We start from the raw sequence: 18,967 nt of genomic DNA, 5'->3' as shown, positions 1-18,967 counted from the left end.
ATATGTCAAAGGTCAAGTATTACTATGATGCAGAAACGCTTTCTTACCGCAAAGTAGAGAAGCGCAAACGCAATACTTTTAGAAAAATAGCTCTGTTTACAGTGGCCAGTGCATTGTTTGGTTTTTTGTTTTTTAATCTGGCATCACAGTTTTATGAATCACCGCAAGCACGTAAGTTGAAACGTGAGAACGAGTTTCTTAAATTAAGCCTTAAAGAGTCGCAAGAAGATGTCAATGATCTTGCAAAGGTGATTAAAAATGTAGAAGAGCGAGATAATTCAATATATCGTATCTATTTTGATGCGGCACCTATATCTGATGAGCAGCGACAGTCGGGTTTTGGTGGTGTGAATCGCTATAAGGATTTTGAAGGTTATGATAGTTCTAAAAAGGTTGTAGGTCTTAAAGAGTCTATTGATAAATTGAAAAAGCGTGTTGCTATACAGTCTAAATCACTGGATGAGATTGAAGAATTAGCAAAGAGTAAGGAAGAACTTTTAGTTTCTATTCCTGCAATACAACCAGTGCGTAATGAAGATTTAACGCGCATGGCGAGTGGTTATGGTTATCGTACAGATCCATTTAATAAGACCCGTAAATTCCATTATGGTATGGACTTTACAGCACCGCGTGGTACACCTGTGTTTGCGACTGGTGATGGAGTAGTGGATAGAGCAGATGCAAACAGTGCTGGATATGGTAATCACATACGTATTGACCATGGTTTTGGCTATGTGTCGCTATATGCTCACTTAAGAGAGAATAAACCCTATAATGTAAGAGTAGGTCAACGTGTAAAGCGTGGTGATATCATAGGCTATGTAGGTAGTACAGGCCGTTCTCAAGCACCGCATTTACATTATGAAGTGTTTAAGGATAAGGAGCGTATCAACCCTATTAACTTCTATTATGGTAATTTAACTCCAGAAGAGTTTAACTTACTATTGAAAGCTTCTCAACAAGAAAATATCTCGTTAGACTAATGTATATAGACCTGCCCGATAAGTTGTATTATTCTATGGGAGAGCTTACTAAAGCTTTTCAGGTAAATGCATCATTAATTAGATTCTGGGAAAAGGAGTTTGATATTCTACAGCCCAAAAAGAACTCGAGAGGTAATCGCAAGTTTACTAAAGAAGACGTAAAGAATTTACAGACCATCTATCATCTGGTAAAAGAACGTGGATTTACTCTAGAAGGTGCAAGAGAATATATGAAGTCTCATAAAAACGAATTATCTAATCTAGAGATCATCAAGAAACTAGAGCATGTCAAGGCAGAACTGTTAAAAATAAAGGATCAATTATAAGATCCGATATTGAGGTTTTTTAGGGAATACCGTTTTACCTTAACCAGTAATTAAGCAATAAACTTTATGTTGATTGGATATTTGTAAAAATTACCTTCAGCAGCTTTAACAGCTCCTATGATAGGGAAAACGATGGTTAATATTGCTAATCCTATCAATAATGGTACGCCTATAATGGCACAAGTTAAAATCAAACCTAGAATACCATATATAAAAGAACTAATCATCCAGTTAACAATCTGTTTACCATGTTGATCAACTACATAGGATTGATCTTTATTAGTTAACCACATCACGATAGGTAATACAATGCCTATTAAGGGAACGATATATCCTGCAAATTGTGAAAGATGCATCAGCATACAAAATTGGTTGAGTTCCATTCCCCAAGGCCTGAATTCTGGGTAATTCTGATTCATTGATCTCTTTTTAAAATATCAATATTAATAAGATAGTAATCGCAGCAGGAATGGTTTGAACAAAAAGTATTTTACGTTCCACTGTTAAAGCACCATAAATACCAGCGATGGCGACACATGCTAGAAAAAATAGGGCAACATATGATTGCCATATATCATCAGTGATCAATAAACTCCATATTAATCCTGCGGCTAGAAAACCATTGTATAAGCCTTGATTTGCAGCCATGGATTTAGTAGGAGCAAATAATTCTTTGGGGAAGCTTTTAAATACTTTTCTTCCTTTAGTTTCCCAAGCAAACATTTCAAACCATAAAATATAGACGTGAATTAAAGCAATAAAACCTATTAAAATGGAAATGAGAATCTGCATATAAGGATTTTGAAAAATGAGTAAGGTATAACAAGGCTAAATATAAGAATTAATACATGTTTTAACTTTTACATTTATCTGCCTTCTTTCAAATAATAAGAACTGTCAACATCGTAAATCACTGAAATAAAAAAGTTTAATGGTATGCTACTAATAAATCTGCCACTTTCAGTAAATCTGGAGCATTGATTTCCGTTTGTGGAGCTAGTGGAAAAAGTTGTTGTCCTGGTCTACTTACAAATGCGGCACGCCATCCAGCCCATAAAGCACCAGCAACATCCCAACCATGAGCAGCAATTAACATACAGTCTTTTGGCTGTACGTGAAGTTGATTTGCAGCCCAATCATAAGAATCGGTAAAAGGCTTAAACTTTTTTACGGGTTCAATACTTAGTCTGCGATCAAAATAGCTATTCAATCCAGCGTTTTCAAATTGATGTTGTACACCTTCATCAGATGAGTTAGTAAGAGAAACTAATGTGTATCCAGCTTCTTTTAATTTTGATAAGGCTTCTTTAACTTCGGGATGTGGTGGTAAGTTGCGCAATCCATTAATGACAAGATTTCTAGCATCTTCTTCGGTCATCTTAATATCGTGGTTTGCAGCGACCATTTGTAAAGCTGCCGCACCTATATGACCGAAAGGTTCATATCGACCACTCGCAGACATTACTAATGAATATTGTAACATGGTTGTAAACCACAGCGGTAATAAATGATCATTACCTCCTAAGGCCTCTGCAACCTGTTTTTTCATTTGTGTAAGGTCCAACAAAGTCTCGTTAACGTCAAAGAATAATACTTTAGGCTTGATTTTAGGTTCCATGTTCAAATGATTTATCTATGCTTTCAAATGTTTTAATGTAGATAGTATATCTGTTCCTTCTGCTCTTTCTTTATAATCTGCATCTAAAAAAGCATATTGAATAATTCCTTTTTGATCGATGACATAAGTTGCAGCAAGTGGTAATTCATTACTATGATCACCATTTTTCTCACTTAATTTAAACCCAGCTTCATATATCGCAGCAACATCATCAGTTAATTGATAAACTACACCATATGCTTTACCTACGGTATTTCCTATATCGCTTAAAACGTTGAATTTCAAATTATTCTTCTCAGCTGTGTTCAATGAATTGTCAGGTAGTTCTGGTGTTAGAGCAATTAATTGGGCATTAAACTTTTCAAACTCAGGTAATATTTCTTGTAAATAGTGCAATGTAATATTACAATATGGACACCATCCACCTCTATACCAGGTTAAAACAATAGGACCTTTTTCTAGCTCATTATACAGAGAAATGGACTGATTTAAAGCATTTTTAAGTTCAAAATTTGGGGCTTTATCACCTATGTTTAATGCATTTTCTAAAACACCTGAATTAGCAACACTTTCAATACCATCATTATAGATTTTATTCTTTTCGGCTGTAAATTTTGCAATTCCTGCCTTGCGCTGTGGCTCTAGTATACGGTCTAATGCTCCATTTTTGGTTTCCATTTTTCTTTTTTTATAGTTGAGATTGGATATTATTCTGCAATGATTTCAGATAGTACTTGTTTAAAAATATCTACAGGTTGAGCACCAGAAACAGCGCTTTTTCTATTAAATACTATTGTAGGAACTGAACTTACTCCTAAGTTTTGCCAGAATTGTTCCTTTTTTCTAACTTCTTGTTGTGCTTCAGGTTGATCGATTAGTGCTAAAGCTTCTGTAGCATTAAGACCTACTGAAATCAATGCTTCTTTTAAAACATCGCGTTGAGAAACATCTTTACGATCACTAAAAAAGGCTTTGGTAATCTGCATTTTTAACTCGGTTTGCTTTCCAAAATCTTTTGCATACTCAAGTAAGATATGGGCATCAAAGGTGTTGACCATGCGCATCTCATCAAAGTAATCAAAGGTGAAACCTAGTTGTGCTCCAGCCTCTATCATATGTTGTTTAGATGCTTGCTGCTGTTCTATAGTGGAACCATACTTTTCAGTGATATGGTCATTAAGGTTTTGACCTTCAACGGGCATATTAGGATTCAATTCAAATGGTTGCCACTCTATTTCGACTTGATCTTGAATACCTAGTTCATTAATAGCCTTTTCTAATCTCTTAAAGCCTATCGTACACCAAGGGCAAACAACATCAGATACAATATCTATTTTTAGTTTATCAGCCATTAGGATAGAGTTATAAGTTCGCTAATTTGTAATTCACCATCGACATTGCTATAGTTTTTTACATCTGCGGCAAATGTTGCAGCATGCGGAGCAAAAGAAGATTTAAAACTAGCGACATCGTCAAACAGTAAATGCGCGATTGCAACATAAGGAGCTAGTTCACCAGGCTGTCTTCCTGCAATTCCTACTTCAAATTCTAGTCCTTTTAAATCTTTACCTAATGATTTAGAAATCATCGGTAAATGACTGTTTTTGTAATAATCTGTATCAAACTGAACGTCTTTGCCGTTAGGATACATTACAGATACTTTAATCATAATAATGATATTTATTTTAGTAAGTTAATAAACCTTCCGCACTTAAACGGAAGGCTTATTGTTATAAATTGAGATTTAGGGAATCAACAATTTATTTTTTCCAAGCAAATTTTTCAAATGCAGCATCTACTGGAGTATGAGCGATGTGATTTGTGTAATTACTGATTACTTTTTGTGACATTCCTAGAATGATGTCCAATACTTGTCTTTCTCCATAACCTGCAGTATAAAAAGCGTCTAAGTCTTCTTGAGATACATTACCACGATTGCGTACTACAGATAAAGTCATGTTGCGTAGGGCTTCTAATTTTGAGTCTTCTAATGGAGTCTCATTACGTAAAGCATCTGTGATGCCATCGTCTACTTTCATCATTTTTGCAATACCAGTGTGTGCTGGTACACAGTAATGACAGGCATGCTCTACATTAATAGTTTGCCATACAACAGTTAATTCATCTTCATTAAATGATGAGTTTACAAACAGTTCATGTAATTGCTGGTATGCCGTTAATAATTGTGGAGAAGCTGCTAGTACACCGTGTAAACCTGGTATCATTCCATATGCTTTTTGAGAATTCTCTAGTAAAGCTTTGCTTTCTTCTGGTGCGCTCTCAATGTTGTGAACTTTTAAAGTGGTCATAATTTCAATTTTTAATTTATGTTAATTTTAGCTAAACAATCGTTTAGTTATAGGGTAAAAAATATATTACAATCTATCGAATGTCATCTCGATGTAATCTTCAATTTCTTTGGTGCTGTTTACTCTAGAAGCAGCGGCTAGACCATGCTTTGCTAACAATAAAAAATTAGCTTGTTTTTGAATGGTTTCTTCATCCTTAGATGAATCCATTCTCAATTTTTCTATAAATACTTCTTTAAGGTCATTCATAAAAGTATTCATCTGTTCTTTAATTAATTCATCAGGACTTTGTGAAAATTCATTATAGGTGTTTGTGATTAAACAACCCTTTGCTGACTTTTCATCACCGCGACCTAACTGAACAGAATCATAGAAGAATTGTTTGATATCCTCAACACCATTTGAAGCATTTTTCAGTTTATCAAATACATCTTTGACCTTATTTTTGTAGCTTTTTAGGCTTTCTACAAAAACGCCATGTTTGCTGCCAAAACTTGAATAAATAGAGAATTTATTAATGCCCATTTCTTTCTCTAGCATTTGCATAGAGGTATTTTCATAGCCATTACGCCAAAAAAGAGTCATCGCTTTTTCAATGACTTCACTCTCGATATATTCCTTTTTTCTAGCCATTATTTCTAATACAATACAAAACTAACCAACCGTTTAGTATTAAAAAAGCTTTTAACTAATAATTATCAATAACCTTATTTCAGTTTAAGTAAAACATTAATATTAATGGATTTGGGCTGGTACAATTATCTACGTTTTAGACAACGACCTCTAGGTTCATCTCCTTCATGAAGTACAACATCAGAATGTAGAAATTGTGCTGCGGCAGCCGAATCTTTCACTTTAGTAGCGGTACGTTGAAGCATTTCAGTTTCAAAGTCTTTTAAGACACTTTTCTTTAATCCTACTTCTCGCCAGTTGGATTGTGGTCTGCAACCCATAGTGATACAGCGAGCTAAGGATAAAGCATCCAGTAAAGCTTGATTTGCGCCTTGTCCTTTAAATGGACTCATAGGATGCGCCGCATCACCTATTAAGGTCACCACTTTACTATGACTTAATAAGTCTGGATTTAACAATTCACGATCATAAACAGGATAACCGGTAATATCTGATTCTTTAGTAGCTTCGAGAATTTGCGGAATAGGATCATGCCATGGAGTTCTTAATTGGGCTTCAGTCTTTAGGGCTTGAGCACCTTTTAAACTTAAATCTTTAGCTTCTTGTTCTGAAATCGGGAAACTGAGTTGCCACATTACAGAATGAGCATCATATGGCATCATATAGATTCTCTCATTTCCATTAGCAGTTTGAAAAACCGTTGCCGAATCTAATAAAGAACTTTCCACATTCTTAAGTTGGTCCAAAGGGCAAATACCTAAAATCACAATACAGTCTAAGTATCTTAAAGGTGTGCGTTCTTCTCCTATAAGTTGTTTGCGCACCGTACTGCGTATACCATCTGCACCTACAATTAAATCTGCTTGAACGGTTTTCTTTTCTCCGTTGACATTAAAAGTCAATGCTCCACCGTTTTCTAGGGCAGTTTGGACATCGATTAATTGATGATTCCATTGAATATGTTGAGGTCCACCTAATTGGTTGATTAATTCTAATCTAAGGGATTGTCTCGCAATATGAATATTGGTTCGTTTTGGATATGGTTTGTTTTCTGATGGCAACCATTTTCTAATTCCCCATTCACCTACAACATTACCTTCAGGTGTATGTACTACATGTTTTGTGGATATCAGTCCATCTTTAAGTGTTTCGATTCCTAAGCCTTCAATAGCTTTGCTGGCCTGTTGTAAGGTTAATCCATAACCTTGTGATCTTGCATCAAAACTACTGTCGCGTTCATATAAAGTAAACGGTATACCACGATGTAAACAAGCTACTGCAAGTGCCACGCCACCGATTCCGCCGCCGATAATAGCCACGTGCGGATAGTCCTCTGCGTCAGGTGTTGGGAAATTTGTAGAAGGAATAATACCTTTTCCATGGCATATTTTACAAATGTGTAAATGCGCTTTAGGTCGAGTAGGCGCAATGCCTTTCTGATCACTGTTTTCAAATTGCTCTAAAGCTTTTTGATAAGCCAACTTATCTTTTTTGCGCAAGCGGCCACTTTTCTTGCCTCGACCTTGACAATCTGGACAGCTGGTCCAGCAAGAATGATGTTGCTGCTCGTTACTCAATGGTATTAGAAATCTAAAAATTATGGAATGGTAAAGATAAAAAAGCTTGAAGTATCGTTGGTAAGTGTTGTACTCTAGTTTCGTTTTGATAAATTATTTCTTCTCAGGTCTTTAGTTTAGGACATAGACTTCATTTTTGATTTAAAAATATTCTGTATGGTATCAAGTTCTTTTTTGTACTTCAAATCTGTTCTAGATGCAAAATATAAGGTGTTTTCTGTTTTAACTTTTCCATTCCAAACCAATTCAATTTCGTTTCTTCGAATTTCTTCTTGACATAAGAAATCTGGAACTAAAGCTAATCCTTTTCCATTGTTTAAACATCGAATAATGGAAGTGATATTGGGTAAAATATAGTTGGGTTTGAAGGCAGGCTTTTTATTGAAATTCTCAAACCAAAAACGTCTGAAATGTTCCATTTCGTTTGATGAGCTATACCATACATTTTTGAGTAGTTCTTCTTCTAATTCATCAAATTGATTAGCATTGATAAGACTTTGAATGTCATCAGTATTTGTTTTATTTCCTGCGATCAAGACAATTCTTTCTTTTGAAAAAGGAAGGTATTCCACCAAAGATCTTTTTTCATTCTGTTTATTAGGTGTGATAACCAAATCTAATATTCCATTATTAAGATCTTTTATTAAATCTGTATGTGCTCCAAACCTAGCGACTAGATCAAAGTTTAGGTTTGGAATTTCAGGTTCAATAATAAGCTGAAACATTTCTGAACACATCCCAATATTTAAAGAAGGATTTTTTTCTTGAGTCGTTTTTTTAAAATGTTGCTCTGCTATCTCTAGTTTATTTAAAGACTCAATAATATATTCATATAAAAATTTCCCGTCTTCTGTTGGAATCATTTTTCTTGATGTTCTTTCAAATAACTTCTTACCTACATACGCTTCTAAAGCATTTAAGTGTACACTAACTCCTGGTTGTGATGCATATAAGGCAACAGAAGCTTTGGTCAAGGTTCCATTTTCATATATTTCTTTAAAAGTTCTATACCACTCCAAATTTACCATAACTATTATAATATTTATACAAAGGTATGATTTGTATTATTTTTATAATAAATAGTGTCGACTTAATTTTGTCCCAAAATAAAATAAGAGATCTATGAAAAACATATTTATAATTAATGGAAGTCATCCATTTGCACATTCTGGAGGACGATTTAATGAAACCCTTTTTAATACCACTATTTCGTTTTTTGAATCTTTAGATGGTTTTGAAATTAAATGTACCCAAGTAGGTGATTCATATAATGCCAAAGATGAGGTCGAAAAGTTTAAATGGGCAGACCTAGTCATTTATCATACACCTATATGGTGGTTTCAAATTCCCTTTGGTTTCAAAAAATACATAGATGAAGTTTTTACAGAAGGTCACCAAAATGGTATTTATACCAGCGATGGAAGAAGTAGAAAAAATCCAAACATCAATTACGGAACTGGTGGTTTAATGCATGGAAAAAAATATGTGCTGACCACTAGTTGGAATGCTCCTAAAACGGCTTTTACATTAGAAAATGAATTTTTTGATCAAAGAAGTGTTGACAATGGAGTCATGTTTGGGTTTCACAAAATGAATGCTTTTACAGGAATGCAATTATTAGCAACACATCACTTTCACGATATGGAAAAAAATGCCGATGTCCCTTTAGAATTAGATCATTACAGTGAATTTTTAAATCACTTAAAAGATAAATTATAGGGACTAGATGTGCTTGAGTGATATGCTTACCGTATAGTTTATGACATATCGTACATTGACAAATTAATAACCTTTCAATTTAGCATAAGTCTGTTTTCAAATTGTAAGATTGAATTTATATATAGTTTTACTCAATTTTTAGATGTACTCTTATCTGTCCATCATCATCTTCAAATTCTTGATTATATACTTTCTTACCTATTATTTTTTGACCATTTTTAATGTCTGTTAATTCTCCGGCCAGTTCAAGCTTAAATTTATTAGGTCCTGTATGGTTTTCAGTTTCTAAAAAGTCAGCAACATATAGATAATACTTATCTAATATATCTTCTAGCGGATATTGGTTGTTGGTTTCATTATCAGGTTCTAATTCATAACAAATAGTCATTCGGTATTTTGTATCATCATTATCTTTTAAATCTTGATAAATACCATTTTCAATTGGTTTGAATTGTTCAGAATTCTCATATTTAAGACTTTTACCTATTGAGATATTTTTCATGACATTATACTCTAATCTCATGTCTTGATTTGTTGAGTTTTCAGAAGACTTCTCTTTTTTGCTTCCAAAAATTTTGTCAAATATTCCCATTTAACTCCTTTTAGTTTGATTTAATAAATTCATTCCATAAGTTTTCAGCATCTTTTTTAGTCAATATTTTCTCAATTCCATTTTTATGATCAATTTTTATTAATGGAAATTCAGGTTGGTTTTGACCACAAAGAGTTACCTGTTTACCCAATCTTAGACTAATCGATTTCATAAAATTAATAAGATTGTTTAGTTCTTGTACGCTTTTGATATCTGTTGGGGTTATATCAAATTCGATTTGGTTTTCAATAAAAAAGTAACATTTAATAACAATCACATTTAGATCAATCGTAGCAGTTTTAGTTTCGAATTCGCCAGTTTCATCTTTAAACATCGTTCTGACGAAATCAAAGTCAATCTTGTTTTTTAGATCATCTTGATAAACTCCGAATGTGATTTGGTATTTAGAATTTAGCAAGTCTATCACTTTTTCTCAATCAGAAACTATTGTGTTTTGGACATAAATATCTCTTAATGCTCCGTCACTTTTAAAAATCCATTTATTGTTATTCCAGTTTCTCATCTTAATTAAATGATATACAACATGTTCTAAAATCAATTTTACAACTTTATCAATTAGTTTTTATTAAAATCTCATCTTAATTATTAAAATGCTATTACATAGTGTTTTAATGACTTAAAAGCGATTTAAACCATTACAAACGTAAATAAACGTAAACAAACGTTTAAAATACTTATACAACTTTTAACTCGTCACATATTTGCACCGTCATCAACAAACAAACAATGATGTCACGATATATAAACTAATTTAATCCATACAAAAACAATTTAATTATGAGCACATTAAGAAACAAAGTACAGTTAATCGGTAACCTAGGTCAGACTCCAGAAATCAAAGTTTTAGACTCTGGTAATAAACTGGCAAAATTCTCTATCGCAACAACAGATCGTTATAAAAATAAGCAAGGCGAGCTAGTAAACGATACCCAATGGCACAACATTATCGCCTGGGGAAAAACCGCAGACATTGTAGAGCAGTACGTTCAAAAAGGGAACCAAATAGGTGTTGAGGGAAAACTGACCTCTAGATCTTATGAAGATAAAGATGGTATCAAAAGATACGTTACAGAGATTGTATGCAGCGAGCTACTTCTTATGGGAAATAAAGCTTAAACCACTATCCATTTTATATTTAAAAAGACCTGAGCAATCAGGTCTTTTTTTATGAATCCATAGGAAAGATATCTGCTGTTTCAACAGGAATATAGTATTCTTTAAAATAATAAATCTACAGCATTAAGATCGCAAAAAAGCGTTTAACAGATACAAAACTCACCTTAGTCGGATAGCATGCAACATCCCGATTCCTTTTAATAGTCCACCATTCTTTTTTGTAACTTTAGACCTTAATTAGATACCAATAAATTACATTAAATAAAAGATTATGAGTAAAGCAAAATTTGCGGGCTTAGGCTGCGCAGGATTAGGATTAATAGGTGTAGTGGTTATCGCCATTATTATCGCGATTAACGCATACAGCTGGTATAACAACGCGATAGGACTTAAAGAAAATGTACAAGCGCAATGGGCAAACGTAGAAAGTAGTTATCAACGTCGTGCAGATCTTATACCTAATATAGTCGCAACGGCCAAAAAATATGCAGAGTTTGAACAAGAAACACTGACGCAAGTGATAGAGGCTCGTGCCAAAGCAACTTCTATTAACGTCGATGCATCAAACTTAACCAGTGAGCAAATTCAAGAATTCTCTCAGGCACAAGGTGCGGTAAGTTCTGGGCTAGGACGTTTACTTGCTACCTATGAGAACTATCCAGACCTTAAAGCCAACGAGAATTTCCTAGAACTCATCAACGAACTAGAACGTACAGAAAATCGTATCAATACAGAGCGTAACCGTTACAATGGTGACGTTAAAGCATATAACGCACACATAGGTATGATACCAGGTAGATTCTATGCATCATGGTTTGGCTTTACTGGTTCGCCATATTTCCAGGCAGAGGCTGGATCAGAAACCGCACCTGTTGTAGAAGACTTATTTGACTAATACCATGGGTTCTAAAGTAGAAAATTTTCTCACTGCCGCACAAGAGCAGCAAATCATTGCCGCCATTAGAAAGGCAGAACGTACCACAAGTGGTGAGATAAGAGTACATCTCGAATCTCACTGCGCTGGTGACGCTTATGTACGTGCGCAAGAGATTTTTCATCTACTTAAAATGGATAATACAAAGGATGAAAACGGTATCCTATTTTATATCGCCGTTACAGATCGCAAATTTGCCATTATCGGTGATCATGGGATACACCAGCATGTAGGAGACGATTTTTGGGTAAGTATTAAAGAGTTGTTGGTATCACGCTTTCGCGAAAGCGTATTTCACAAAGGCCTTATAGATGCCATACACCTTACCGGTGAACAGTTAGCGTGCTATTTCCCATGGGATGTAGATGATGTCAATGAACTACCAGATGAGATAACGACCAGTTAATGAAGAAGCTCCATTTTGTTATAGGATTGTTGTTGCTGGTTACTTTACAGGTATATGGGCAATTTATAATTCCGCCAAAACCGGTAGATAATTTACAGACATCACTGTATGATTATGCCAGTTTGTTGGACCAGTCACAACGTGTATCGCTAGAAAATAAATTACTGCGCTATGCAGACTCTACATCTACACAAATTGTGGTCTTTATCGTTACATCTACTAAAGGCGATGATATCTCTATGGTGTCCACAAAATGGGGACAAAAATGGGGTGTAGGTCAGGAAAAAGAAGATAATGGAATCGTTATTTTACTGGCTGTAGAAGATCGTAAAGTCGATATATCAACTGGTTATGGTATAGAATACCGCATGACAGACTTATTGTCTGAGCGCATTATTAATGGCGTTATGATACCACGTTTTAAGACAGGCGATTATTACGCTGGTCTTAACGATGGTGTAGATGCTATTTTTAAAGTATTAATTGGAGAATTTACAGAATCACGAGATTTTACTAAAGAAGATTTTCCATGGAGTTCTTTGATCATTTTTGGGATTTTTCTCTTTTTCATCATTTTAAGCGCTAGTAAAATCAACGGCAATAATGGTGGTCGTGGTGGTGGTAATCCATCTTTACTTGATATTATCATCCTGAGCAATATGGGTCGTGGCAGTATGGGCGGCGGCTTTGGCGGTGGTGGTTTTGGTGGTGGATCGTCTGGCGGCGGCTTCGGTGGTGGCTTTGGCGGCGGCGGCTTTGGTGGTGGTGGTGCTAGCGGTGGCTGGTAGTGGATGGACTACAATTTATAAAGACTCTATTGCAAGCATAGAAACCGTTAATAGAAGTTTGGTACCAATTGACAATTAGATTCTGAAGATGAAAAAAATTATACTTATTACTTCAATTATCATAATAGCATACTTAGTTTATGGATTTATAACTGGATATACTAATGTGAATCAGAGTAAATACGGAATAGAATATAATAGTGAGAGAAAAAAATTAGGACTTACTGAAATACCTGAAACTTTTGATTTGACAGTAAAACCGATTAACACTTTTTTCGATTATTTCAATGCGAGCGGAATTTACTCAATAGAGTTTACAACTAACCAAGATTTGAGTTCCGGATTAATTAAAAAAAGAGTAGATGTGGATGAAAATGGGATTGGGATAATTAGAGAATATAGCTTTTATAAAAAAGGTAATGACACAGTTGTTGATATTCATGATTACTATCAATAGAAAATAACTAAGACTTTATAAAATAATTGATCTTTTCAGTTACTAAGAGTTTTCTCGCTGACTTACTAATTGTAATTTACTTCCTTGCTAATGTGTTAAAAACAAGTATCTATTCTTATTTCAACGCGATAAGTTATGATAGTGATATTTTAATTTCAGATTTGTTATTCTCCAATAACGCAACTGTAACAAATCTGCTTTATCCCATACTAACTTTTAAAATAAGTTAGATGGTTCAAGATATTCTCGATTACTTTAAAAATCCCGATTGCCTTAAAGGTGATAACGTTTTCAATACTCAAAAGGTAAAATTATTCTGGACATCGTTCTGGATGATCATGGTTGGTAACATCGCTTTTTCCATTCTTATTTATGGTATTGAAGCTCTAGGTCTTATTGATACCGATAATCATGCGGTCATGGACATGGTAAAGAACGAGTCTGTCTATTTTATTTTGATGGCTGCTGTTGTGCTAGCGCCATTGCTAGAAGAATTAATTTTTAGAGCACCTATAACACTTTTCCGTACGGTAGATCGCAGTGATTTTAGATGGATATTTTATTTGTTTGCCTTAGCCTTTGGTGCTGTACATATCTCAAACTATGGAGTTAGTTTAACGACCATACTACTATTGCCTATCATCACTGGACCACAAATCGTGACTGGTTTATTTCTAGGATTGATACGTGTAAAAGTAGGCTTACTTTATTCTATGCTGTTTCATGCTTTGTATAATGGCGTATTGATGATACCATCTATTTTGTTTGTGAAGTATTTTGAGATGTAAATAGAGTAGTAGTGTGCGGTTGTATAAAAGGGCTCAAATAATAGTACATTTGTGTTGTAATTTCTTTTTCGCATAAGCGAAACCTTTAACCAACCTTTTACCTCATTTCATGAAAATTCTATTAAAAGCATCCTTCATTTTTGTATTATTAACAACTTTATCTAGCTGTCTAGGTGGATCTAATGCACCTGAAAAACTAGATGTAGAAAAAGACTTTAAGCTTTTTGAAAGTAAAAAATTCAGCATTAAAGTGCCGGATTACTTAACAGAAACAGCAGACTTAAATGAAGATGCAGAGATGCAAATGCAAAACATGTTCCGTGAGACCTACATGATCGTCATGGCAGAGTCGAAGACTGATTTTGATTTTGCTAGTGAAATCTTAGGTATGGGAAATGATAGTCTTTCTTATGCAGAGAATTATATGGACATGCAATTAGAGTCCATGACTGAGGCTTTTACTTATGATATAGTAAAAGAAAAAACTACAACGGTTATTAATGATATGCCTGCTATGATCGTAGAGGCAAACGCTTCTATTGATGGTCTTAATGTATCCTACATAATCACAACTATTGAAAGTGATCACGATATATTTTATATTACTTGCTGGACTTTAACAGATAGAAGAGATCGTTATTTTCCAGCTTTTTATCAATCGGTTGAAACGATCCAGCAGTTAGAATATGACGTAGAGAGTGATGATAGTGGTTTACAAATCGATTATGATGAGTTGCTTAAAGAGTTAGAGCAAAGCGCTGGTGAGTAAGTAAATCTTGAGATGAGTAAAATCATTCTGGCAAAGGTTTTGATATAGCTAATTAAAGCCAGGATTATGAAAAATTTTACGAGACTTATTTTATTGATATTTACGACTACGGTAATGATGAGCTGTGATCCTGTCACAGACTGTATTGTTAACACACGTCCACACTTACCACATACGGACTTTGTAGATGGTAGAGAAGGCGTTTACTATGAAGACTTTATTAGAGCCGAAATTAGAAACGAACCTAGAGACCGCGATTACTGGTATTATTTTACAGTAACTGGTTTGCCCGCTGGAATGGATTATGAATTTGTAGGACAGGACTTGTATATTTTTGGTACACCACAGTCACCTGGTAGATACAGTATAGAAGTTTTTCTAGAAGTAGAACCACAATATCTAGTGTTTGATGATGATGACGGTCCATTAGAAGATGGAGATTCTTTATGCTCTTATACCGATGAGCGTTTTTACTCATTGCAAATACAATAATAAGCTGGGCACGTTTGCCCAGCTTAATTAGTTTACCTTTGTAGCTTAATACAATTCATGACATTTAAAGAACTAGGGCTCGTAGAGCCTATCTTGCGTGCGCTGCAAGACCAAGGATATGAAAATCCTACACCTATTCAAGCGCAATCCATTCCTGTTTTATTAAAAGGGAAAGATTTATTAGGAGTTGCACAGACAGGTACCGGTAAAACAGCCGCGTTTTCAATTCCAATTTTACAACATTTATATAACGGTGCACCGCCTAAAGGGCGCAGACCTATTAAAGCACTAGTAGTAACACCTACACGAGAACTTGCTATACAAATTGATGAGAATTTCAAGGCCTATGCAAAGTATACTGATATTAGAAATACGGTTATTTACGGTGGTGTTAAACAAGCACAACAAGTCAATAGACTTAAAAGTGGTATCGATGTTCTAGTCGCAACACCTGGTAGATTACTAGATTTAATTAATCAAGGTTTTATTACCTTAAAGCATATTGAATACTTTGTCCTAGATGAAGCAGATCAAATGCTGGATATGGGTTTTATCCATGATATTAAAAAACTACTGAAATTATTGCCTCATGAGAGACAGTCGCTTTTCTTTAGTGCTACCATGCCTAAAACTATTGTAGAGTTATCTAGACAAATCTTAGGTGATTTTGAGCGTGTGACTATCGCACCTGAAAAAACAACTGCAGAGAAAGTAGAGCAACAAATCTATCATGTTAATAAAAAGCACAAGACAGCATTATTAATCGAGCTTTTAGAAACTAAGTTGTTAGATTCTACACTCGTGTTCTCACGTACAAAACATGGTGCTAATAAGATAGTAAAAGATCTAGAAAAAGCAGGAATCGGTAGTGCAGCCATTCACGGTAATAAATCTCAAGCAGCTCGACAAAGAGCTCTAGGTGATTTTAAAGACGGGAAAATTCAAACATTAGTAGCTACAGATATTGCGGCACGTGGTATCGATATTGATGAGTTGAGCTATGTAGTGAATTATGACTTGCCTAACGTTGCAGAATCATATGTACACCGTATAGGTCGTACCGGTAGAGCAGGTGCTAGTGGTCTAGCAGTCTCTTTCTGTATGCTTGAAGAGCGACCATTTCTAAAAGATATTGAGAAATTGATACAGCAACAAATTCCTGTAATAGAGGATCATGAGTACCCTTTTAAAATGGAAGACGCTGCAGAGCCTAGTTTGAAAAAGCAAGGTCAACGTGGTCGTAGACCACAACGTAAAACGGGATCAGGTAATGGGAAGCCTAAATCTGGCGGATCAAAAAATACTGGTGGTAATAAGCCGAGAAGAAGATATTAATAACGATTTTCTAATTCCATATATAAAAGCCACGATTTAAACCATTGAATCGTGGCTTTCACTATTTAAGGGAATAATCAATCATTGATAGGGAACAACACATCTTCTCAAAACCTTAAAGTCTTTTCATCTTTGTATCATCATTAATCATAAAACGATACATCATGAAAAATCCCGTAAAATCATTATTCAATCTTATTGAAATATTTAGAAAAGGCGCTTACAAAAATCAATCACCTCTTATTGCAGAGAAACATTGTGAAAACCTAAGCCTACACGATTACTACTGTGATCAAGATCACTTGGGTATTTAACATTAAGCCTTTACGGTATGGCAAGTGTTGATGGATATGCCTTATCATTTATTGATTACGCTTTCGCGAAAGCGTAATTCACATTATTCTTTTTAAAGACGTATTTTTGCACGCTTAAAAATCAAGCAGCATGCGCAAGATCTTCAATAATTTTACAAAGAACCCTAAAGACGATATTCTTTCAGGTATCACTGTTTCTCTCGCGATGATTCCAGAGGTAGTAGCATTTGCTTTTGTTATCGGGATTGATCCTTTAGTAGCGCTCTCTGGAGCCTTTATGATCGGTTTGATTACAGCTCTTTTTGGCGGTAGACCAGGATTGATATCTGGTGCGGCTGGTGCTGTTGCTGTAATTTTTGCAGATCTAATTATAGAAGGTCATGAAAAAGGCCTTGCTATGGAAGTGCCTGTGGATAACATGCAGTACATCTACCTGTTTGCTGCAGTTATTTTAATGGGTATTATTCAAGTATTAGCTGGTGTTTTTAAGGTAGGGAAGTTTGTGCGATTGATTCCACATCCTGTGATGATGGGATTTGTGAATGGTCTAGCTATAGTCATCTTCTGGGCACAAGTAAAAATGTTTAGAAACAGAACGGCTGTTGTTGATGAGAATGGTGTCACGGATTATGTTGCGAGCTATATGGAAGGATCCCAGCTCTATATCATGATAGGGTTAGTGGCGCTTACAATGGCGATAGTCTTCTTTCTTCCGAAACTTACAAAAAAAATCCCTGCTGCGTTGACCGCTATTATTGTTGTTACTGCAATTGTTATATTGGGTGACATGGAAGGAGTAAGCACAGTAGGTTCTTACATAAGAGATGGTGGTGGTACTGGTTTAAAAGGTGAATTACCAACTTTTAATACAGAGTTATGGGAAAAACTACCACTAGGTCTAGAGACTTTTAAATTCATACTGCCTTATGCATTTCTCGCAGCAGCCGTAGGATTAATTGAATCCTTAATGACCATGAATCTAGTTGATGAACTGACAGAAACACGAGGTAGTGGTAATCGTGAGTGTGTTGCTCAAGGTGCTGGTAATATCGTTAGTGGACTCTTTGGTGGAACAGGTGGTTGTGGTATGATAGGTCAGACCGTTATTAATATTAATGCTGGTGGACGAGGACGCTTAAGTGGTGTTATGATGTCCCTAACATTGCTAGTTTTCTTACTTTTTACAGATCAATATATTGAGCAAGTTCCTATTGCAGCTCTAGTAGGTGTTATGTTTATGATGGTAATAGAGACCTTTGCATGGTCTAGTTTTAGAATACTGGGTAAAATACCTAAGTCTGATGCTGTAGTTTTAATTATTGTGTCTGTAGTAACAGTAATATTTGACCTTGCGATTGCTGTATTTGTAGGTGTAATTATTTCAGCCTTAGTGTTTGCATGGGAAAGTGCAAAACGCATTAGAGCTCGTAAAAGTATTAAAGATGACGGGACTAAAGTTTATGAAATATGGGGACCATTATTTTTTGGCTCTGTAACAGATTTCAATATGAAATTTGATCCTAAAAATGATCCAGATAAAATAGAAATTGATTTTATAGAGGCTCGTGTACAAGATCATTCTGGTATAGAAGCATTAAGAGGTGTAGCTAATAAATACTTAGACCTAGGTAAAGAAATTAAGTTAACACACCTGAGCCCAGAATGTAAGCAGTTATTAATTAAGAATAGTCCAGAGTTTGATACTATCATAGAAAGTAGTATCGAAGACCCGAGATATCACATCGCAACAGATTTACTAGATGCTGAGGTTTAATATTACAATTATAATA

At 34.9% G+C, this 18,967-nt stretch carries 26 protein-coding genes; 14 read left to right on the top strand and 12 right to left on the bottom strand.

Annotation, left to right across the window (positions count from 1 at the left end; genetic code table 11):
* Positions 1 to 2 precede the first annotated feature (2 nt).
* Positions 3 to 983, top strand: coding sequence for a M23 family metallopeptidase (locus tag IL45_RS05460; protein ID WP_036581268.1), 981 nt, complete (start codon positions 3 to 5; stop codon positions 981 to 983).
* Positions 983 to 1,309 carry a MerR family transcriptional regulator gene (locus tag IL45_RS05455; protein WP_036581266.1) on the top strand — a complete coding sequence of 109 codons (327 nt, stop codon included), beginning with the start codon at positions 983 to 985 and terminating at the stop codon, positions 1,307 to 1,309. The genes IL45_RS05460 and IL45_RS05455 overlap by 1 nt, the downstream gene beginning before the upstream one ends.
* 50 nt (positions 1,310 to 1,359) lie before the next feature.
* Here the strand turns inward: IL45_RS05455 and IL45_RS05450 are convergent, their stop codons facing one another.
* The 10 genes from IL45_RS05450 to IL45_RS05405 all read right to left on the bottom strand — a co-directional run bounded on the left by IL45_RS05450 (position 1,360) and on the right by IL45_RS05405 (position 8,474).
* The gene (locus IL45_RS05450) at positions 1,360 to 1,728 is read right to left on the bottom strand and encodes a DUF4870 domain-containing protein (RefSeq protein WP_036581264.1); all 369 of its coding nucleotides are present in this window, start codon (positions 1,726 to 1,728) and stop codon (positions 1,360 to 1,362) included.
* Between the two features lie 10 nt (positions 1,729 to 1,738).
* On the bottom strand, positions 1,739 to 2,101 hold the full coding sequence (locus tag IL45_RS05445) for a DUF1304 domain-containing protein (RefSeq protein WP_036581261.1): 363 nt from the start codon (positions 2,099 to 2,101) through the stop codon (positions 1,739 to 1,741).
* Positions 2,102 to 2,237: 136 nt separating this feature from the next.
* Complete coding sequence (locus tag IL45_RS05440) at positions 2,238 to 2,927, bottom strand: haloacid dehalogenase type II (protein WP_036581259.1); 690 nt, start codon at positions 2,925 to 2,927, stop codon at positions 2,238 to 2,240.
* A 15-nt stretch (positions 2,928 to 2,942) separates the two neighbouring features.
* On the bottom strand, positions 2,943 to 3,605 hold the full coding sequence (locus tag IL45_RS05435) for a peroxiredoxin-like family protein (protein ID WP_036581257.1): 663 nt from the start codon (positions 3,603 to 3,605) through the stop codon (positions 2,943 to 2,945).
* 29 nt (positions 3,606 to 3,634) lie between these two features.
* Positions 3,635 to 4,279: a DsbA family oxidoreductase gene (locus IL45_RS05430; RefSeq protein ID WP_036581254.1), complete on the bottom strand. Its 645-nt coding sequence runs from the start codon at positions 4,277 to 4,279 to the stop codon at positions 3,635 to 3,637.
* Positions 4,279 to 4,596, bottom strand: a complete 318-nt coding sequence (locus tag IL45_RS05425) for an EthD family reductase (protein ID WP_036581251.1) — start codon at positions 4,594 to 4,596, stop codon at positions 4,279 to 4,281. The genes IL45_RS05430 and IL45_RS05425 overlap by 1 nt, the downstream gene beginning before the upstream one ends.
* A 91-nt stretch (positions 4,597 to 4,687) precedes the next feature.
* A complete protein-coding gene (locus IL45_RS05420; protein WP_036581248.1) occupies positions 4,688 to 5,236 on the bottom strand; it encodes a carboxymuconolactone decarboxylase family protein in 549 nt (182 codons plus the stop codon).
* Between the two features lie 66 nt (positions 5,237 to 5,302).
* Entirely contained in the window at positions 5,303 to 5,869 is a 567-nt protein-coding gene (locus IL45_RS05415) for a TetR/AcrR family transcriptional regulator (RefSeq protein ID WP_036581247.1), read from the bottom strand.
* A 125-nt stretch (positions 5,870 to 5,994) separates the two neighbouring features.
* Complete coding sequence (locus IL45_RS05410) at positions 5,995 to 7,446, bottom strand: FAD-dependent oxidoreductase (RefSeq protein ID WP_036581245.1); 1,452 nt, start codon at positions 7,444 to 7,446, stop codon at positions 5,995 to 5,997.
* Between the two features lie 116 nt (positions 7,447 to 7,562).
* Complete coding sequence (locus IL45_RS05405) at positions 7,563 to 8,474, bottom strand: LysR family transcriptional regulator (RefSeq protein ID WP_036581242.1); 912 nt, start codon at positions 8,472 to 8,474, stop codon at positions 7,563 to 7,565.
* A gap of 94 nt (positions 8,475 to 8,568) precedes the next feature.
* Between IL45_RS05405 and IL45_RS05400 the strand changes: the two genes are divergently transcribed.
* Positions 8,569 to 9,165 (top strand): NAD(P)H-dependent oxidoreductase, encoded by a 597-nt coding sequence (locus tag IL45_RS05400; RefSeq protein WP_036581240.1) that lies wholly within the window; start codon positions 8,569 to 8,571, stop codon positions 9,163 to 9,165.
* 127 nt (positions 9,166 to 9,292) lie between these two features.
* On the opposite strand, the gene IL45_RS05395 is transcribed toward IL45_RS05400, so the two are convergent.
* Entirely contained in the window at positions 9,293 to 9,757 is a 465-nt protein-coding gene (locus IL45_RS05395; RefSeq protein WP_051788660.1) for a hypothetical protein, read from the bottom strand.
* A gap of 10 nt (positions 9,758 to 9,767) precedes the next feature.
* A complete protein-coding gene (locus IL45_RS05390) occupies positions 9,768 to 10,175 on the bottom strand; it encodes a hypothetical protein (protein ID WP_146128662.1) in 408 nt (135 codons plus the stop codon).
* Between the two features lie 380 nt (positions 10,176 to 10,555).
* On the opposite strand from IL45_RS05390, the gene IL45_RS05385 reads away from it, so the two are divergent.
* From IL45_RS05385 to IL45_RS05340, 11 genes are all read left to right on the top strand, one after another.
* On the top strand, positions 10,556 to 10,894 hold the full coding sequence (locus tag IL45_RS05385) for a single-stranded DNA-binding protein (RefSeq protein WP_006797161.1): 339 nt from the start codon (positions 10,556 to 10,558) through the stop codon (positions 10,892 to 10,894).
* Between the two features lie 271 nt (positions 10,895 to 11,165).
* On the top strand, positions 11,166 to 11,789 hold the full coding sequence (locus IL45_RS05380) for a LemA family protein (protein WP_006797160.1): 624 nt from the start codon (positions 11,166 to 11,168) through the stop codon (positions 11,787 to 11,789).
* Between the two features lie 4 nt (positions 11,790 to 11,793).
* Entirely contained in the window at positions 11,794 to 12,234 is a 441-nt protein-coding gene (locus tag IL45_RS05375) for a TPM domain-containing protein (protein WP_036581233.1), read from the top strand.
* Positions 12,234 to 13,022 (top strand): TPM domain-containing protein, encoded by a 789-nt coding sequence (locus IL45_RS05370; protein ID WP_036581230.1) that lies wholly within the window; start codon positions 12,234 to 12,236, stop codon positions 13,020 to 13,022. Before IL45_RS05375 ends, IL45_RS05370 begins: the two co-directional genes overlap by 1 nt.
* Before the next feature lie 88 nt (positions 13,023 to 13,110).
* Positions 13,111 to 13,479 carry a hypothetical protein gene (locus tag IL45_RS05365; protein WP_036581227.1) on the top strand — a complete coding sequence of 123 codons (369 nt, stop codon included), beginning with the start codon at positions 13,111 to 13,113 and terminating at the stop codon, positions 13,477 to 13,479.
* Positions 13,480 to 13,709: 230 nt separating this feature from the next.
* The gene (locus tag IL45_RS05360; RefSeq protein WP_042246337.1) at positions 13,710 to 14,267 is read left to right on the top strand and encodes a CPBP family intramembrane glutamic endopeptidase; all 558 of its coding nucleotides are present in this window, start codon (positions 13,710 to 13,712) and stop codon (positions 14,265 to 14,267) included.
* Positions 14,268 to 14,376: 109 nt separating this feature from the next.
* On the top strand, positions 14,377 to 15,036 hold the full coding sequence (locus IL45_RS05355; protein ID WP_036581224.1) for a hypothetical protein: 660 nt from the start codon (positions 14,377 to 14,379) through the stop codon (positions 15,034 to 15,036).
* A gap of 66 nt (positions 15,037 to 15,102) precedes the next feature.
* Positions 15,103 to 15,528, top strand: a complete 426-nt coding sequence (locus tag IL45_RS05350) for a hypothetical protein (protein ID WP_036581222.1) — start codon at positions 15,103 to 15,105, stop codon at positions 15,526 to 15,528.
* Between the two features lie 57 nt (positions 15,529 to 15,585).
* Complete coding sequence (locus IL45_RS05345) at positions 15,586 to 16,863, top strand: DEAD/DEAH box helicase (protein WP_036581218.1); 1,278 nt, start codon at positions 15,586 to 15,588, stop codon at positions 16,861 to 16,863.
* A gap of 164 nt (positions 16,864 to 17,027) precedes the next feature.
* Positions 17,028 to 17,177 carry a hypothetical protein gene (locus IL45_RS15120; RefSeq protein ID WP_160165390.1) on the top strand — a complete coding sequence of 50 codons (150 nt, stop codon included), beginning with the start codon at positions 17,028 to 17,030 and terminating at the stop codon, positions 17,175 to 17,177.
* 130 nt (positions 17,178 to 17,307) lie between these two features.
* Entirely contained in the window at positions 17,308 to 18,951 is a 1,644-nt protein-coding gene (locus tag IL45_RS05340) for a SulP family inorganic anion transporter (RefSeq protein WP_036581213.1), read from the top strand.
* Positions 18,952 to 18,967 lie beyond the last annotated feature (16 nt).

This window comes from Nonlabens ulvanivorans, assembly GCF_000732625.1.
Taxonomy (GTDB): domain Bacteria; phylum Bacteroidota; class Bacteroidia; order Flavobacteriales; family Flavobacteriaceae; genus Nonlabens; species Nonlabens ulvanivorans.
The sequence above is the reverse complement of the archived record's forward strand: the minus strand, read 5'-3'. Positions and strand labels throughout refer to the sequence as shown.

Excerpts from the sequence above, each read along its gene's own strand:
- IL45_RS05460 (WP_036581268.1), top strand. The coding sequence starts at position 3 with ATGTCAAAGGTCAAGTATTACTATGATGCAGAAACGCTTTCTTACCGC.
- IL45_RS05455 (WP_036581266.1), top strand. The coding sequence starts at position 983 with ATGTATATAGACCTGCCCGATAAGTTGTATTATTCTATGGGAGAGCTT.
- IL45_RS05450 (WP_036581264.1), bottom strand. The coding sequence starts at position 1,728 with ATGAATCAGAATTACCCAGAATTCAGGCCTTGGGGAATGGAACTCAAC.
- IL45_RS05445 (WP_036581261.1), bottom strand. The coding sequence starts at position 2,101 with ATGCAGATTCTCATTTCCATTTTAATAGGTTTTATTGCTTTAATTCAC.
- IL45_RS05440 (WP_036581259.1), bottom strand. The coding sequence starts at position 2,927 with ATGGAACCTAAAATCAAGCCTAAAGTATTATTCTTTGACGTTAACGAG.
- IL45_RS05435 (WP_036581257.1), bottom strand. The coding sequence starts at position 3,605 with ATGGAAACCAAAAATGGAGCATTAGACCGTATACTAGAGCCACAGCGC.
- IL45_RS05430 (WP_036581254.1), bottom strand. The coding sequence starts at position 4,279 with ATGGCTGATAAACTAAAAATAGATATTGTATCTGATGTTGTTTGCCCT.
- IL45_RS05425 (WP_036581251.1), bottom strand. The coding sequence starts at position 4,596 with ATGATTAAAGTATCTGTAATGTATCCTAACGGCAAAGACGTTCAGTTT.
- IL45_RS05420 (WP_036581248.1), bottom strand. The coding sequence starts at position 5,236 with ATGACCACTTTAAAAGTTCACAACATTGAGAGCGCACCAGAAGAAAGC.
- IL45_RS05415 (WP_036581247.1), bottom strand. The coding sequence starts at position 5,869 with ATGGCTAGAAAAAAGGAATATATCGAGAGTGAAGTCATTGAAAAAGCG.
- IL45_RS05405 (WP_036581242.1), bottom strand. The coding sequence starts at position 8,474 with ATGGTAAATTTGGAGTGGTATAGAACTTTTAAAGAAATATATGAAAAT.
- IL45_RS05400 (WP_036581240.1), top strand. The coding sequence starts at position 8,569 with ATGAAAAACATATTTATAATTAATGGAAGTCATCCATTTGCACATTCT.
- IL45_RS05395 (WP_051788660.1), bottom strand. The coding sequence starts at position 9,757 with ATGGGAATATTTGACAAAATTTTTGGAAGCAAAAAAGAGAAGTCTTCT.
- IL45_RS05385 (WP_006797161.1), top strand. The coding sequence starts at position 10,556 with ATGAGCACATTAAGAAACAAAGTACAGTTAATCGGTAACCTAGGTCAG.
- IL45_RS05380 (WP_006797160.1), top strand. The coding sequence starts at position 11,166 with ATGAGTAAAGCAAAATTTGCGGGCTTAGGCTGCGCAGGATTAGGATTA.
- IL45_RS05375 (WP_036581233.1), top strand. The coding sequence starts at position 11,794 with ATGGGTTCTAAAGTAGAAAATTTTCTCACTGCCGCACAAGAGCAGCAA.
- IL45_RS05370 (WP_036581230.1), top strand. The coding sequence starts at position 12,234 with ATGAAGAAGCTCCATTTTGTTATAGGATTGTTGTTGCTGGTTACTTTA.
- IL45_RS05365 (WP_036581227.1), top strand. The coding sequence starts at position 13,111 with ATGAAAAAAATTATACTTATTACTTCAATTATCATAATAGCATACTTA.
- IL45_RS05360 (WP_042246337.1), top strand. The coding sequence starts at position 13,710 with ATGGTTCAAGATATTCTCGATTACTTTAAAAATCCCGATTGCCTTAAA.
- IL45_RS05355 (WP_036581224.1), top strand. The coding sequence starts at position 14,377 with ATGAAAATTCTATTAAAAGCATCCTTCATTTTTGTATTATTAACAACT.
- IL45_RS05350 (WP_036581222.1), top strand. The coding sequence starts at position 15,103 with ATGAAAAATTTTACGAGACTTATTTTATTGATATTTACGACTACGGTA.
- IL45_RS05345 (WP_036581218.1), top strand. The coding sequence starts at position 15,586 with ATGACATTTAAAGAACTAGGGCTCGTAGAGCCTATCTTGCGTGCGCTG.
- IL45_RS15120 (WP_160165390.1), top strand. The coding sequence starts at position 17,028 with ATGAAAAATCCCGTAAAATCATTATTCAATCTTATTGAAATATTTAGA.
- IL45_RS05340 (WP_036581213.1), top strand. The coding sequence starts at position 17,308 with ATGCGCAAGATCTTCAATAATTTTACAAAGAACCCTAAAGACGATATT.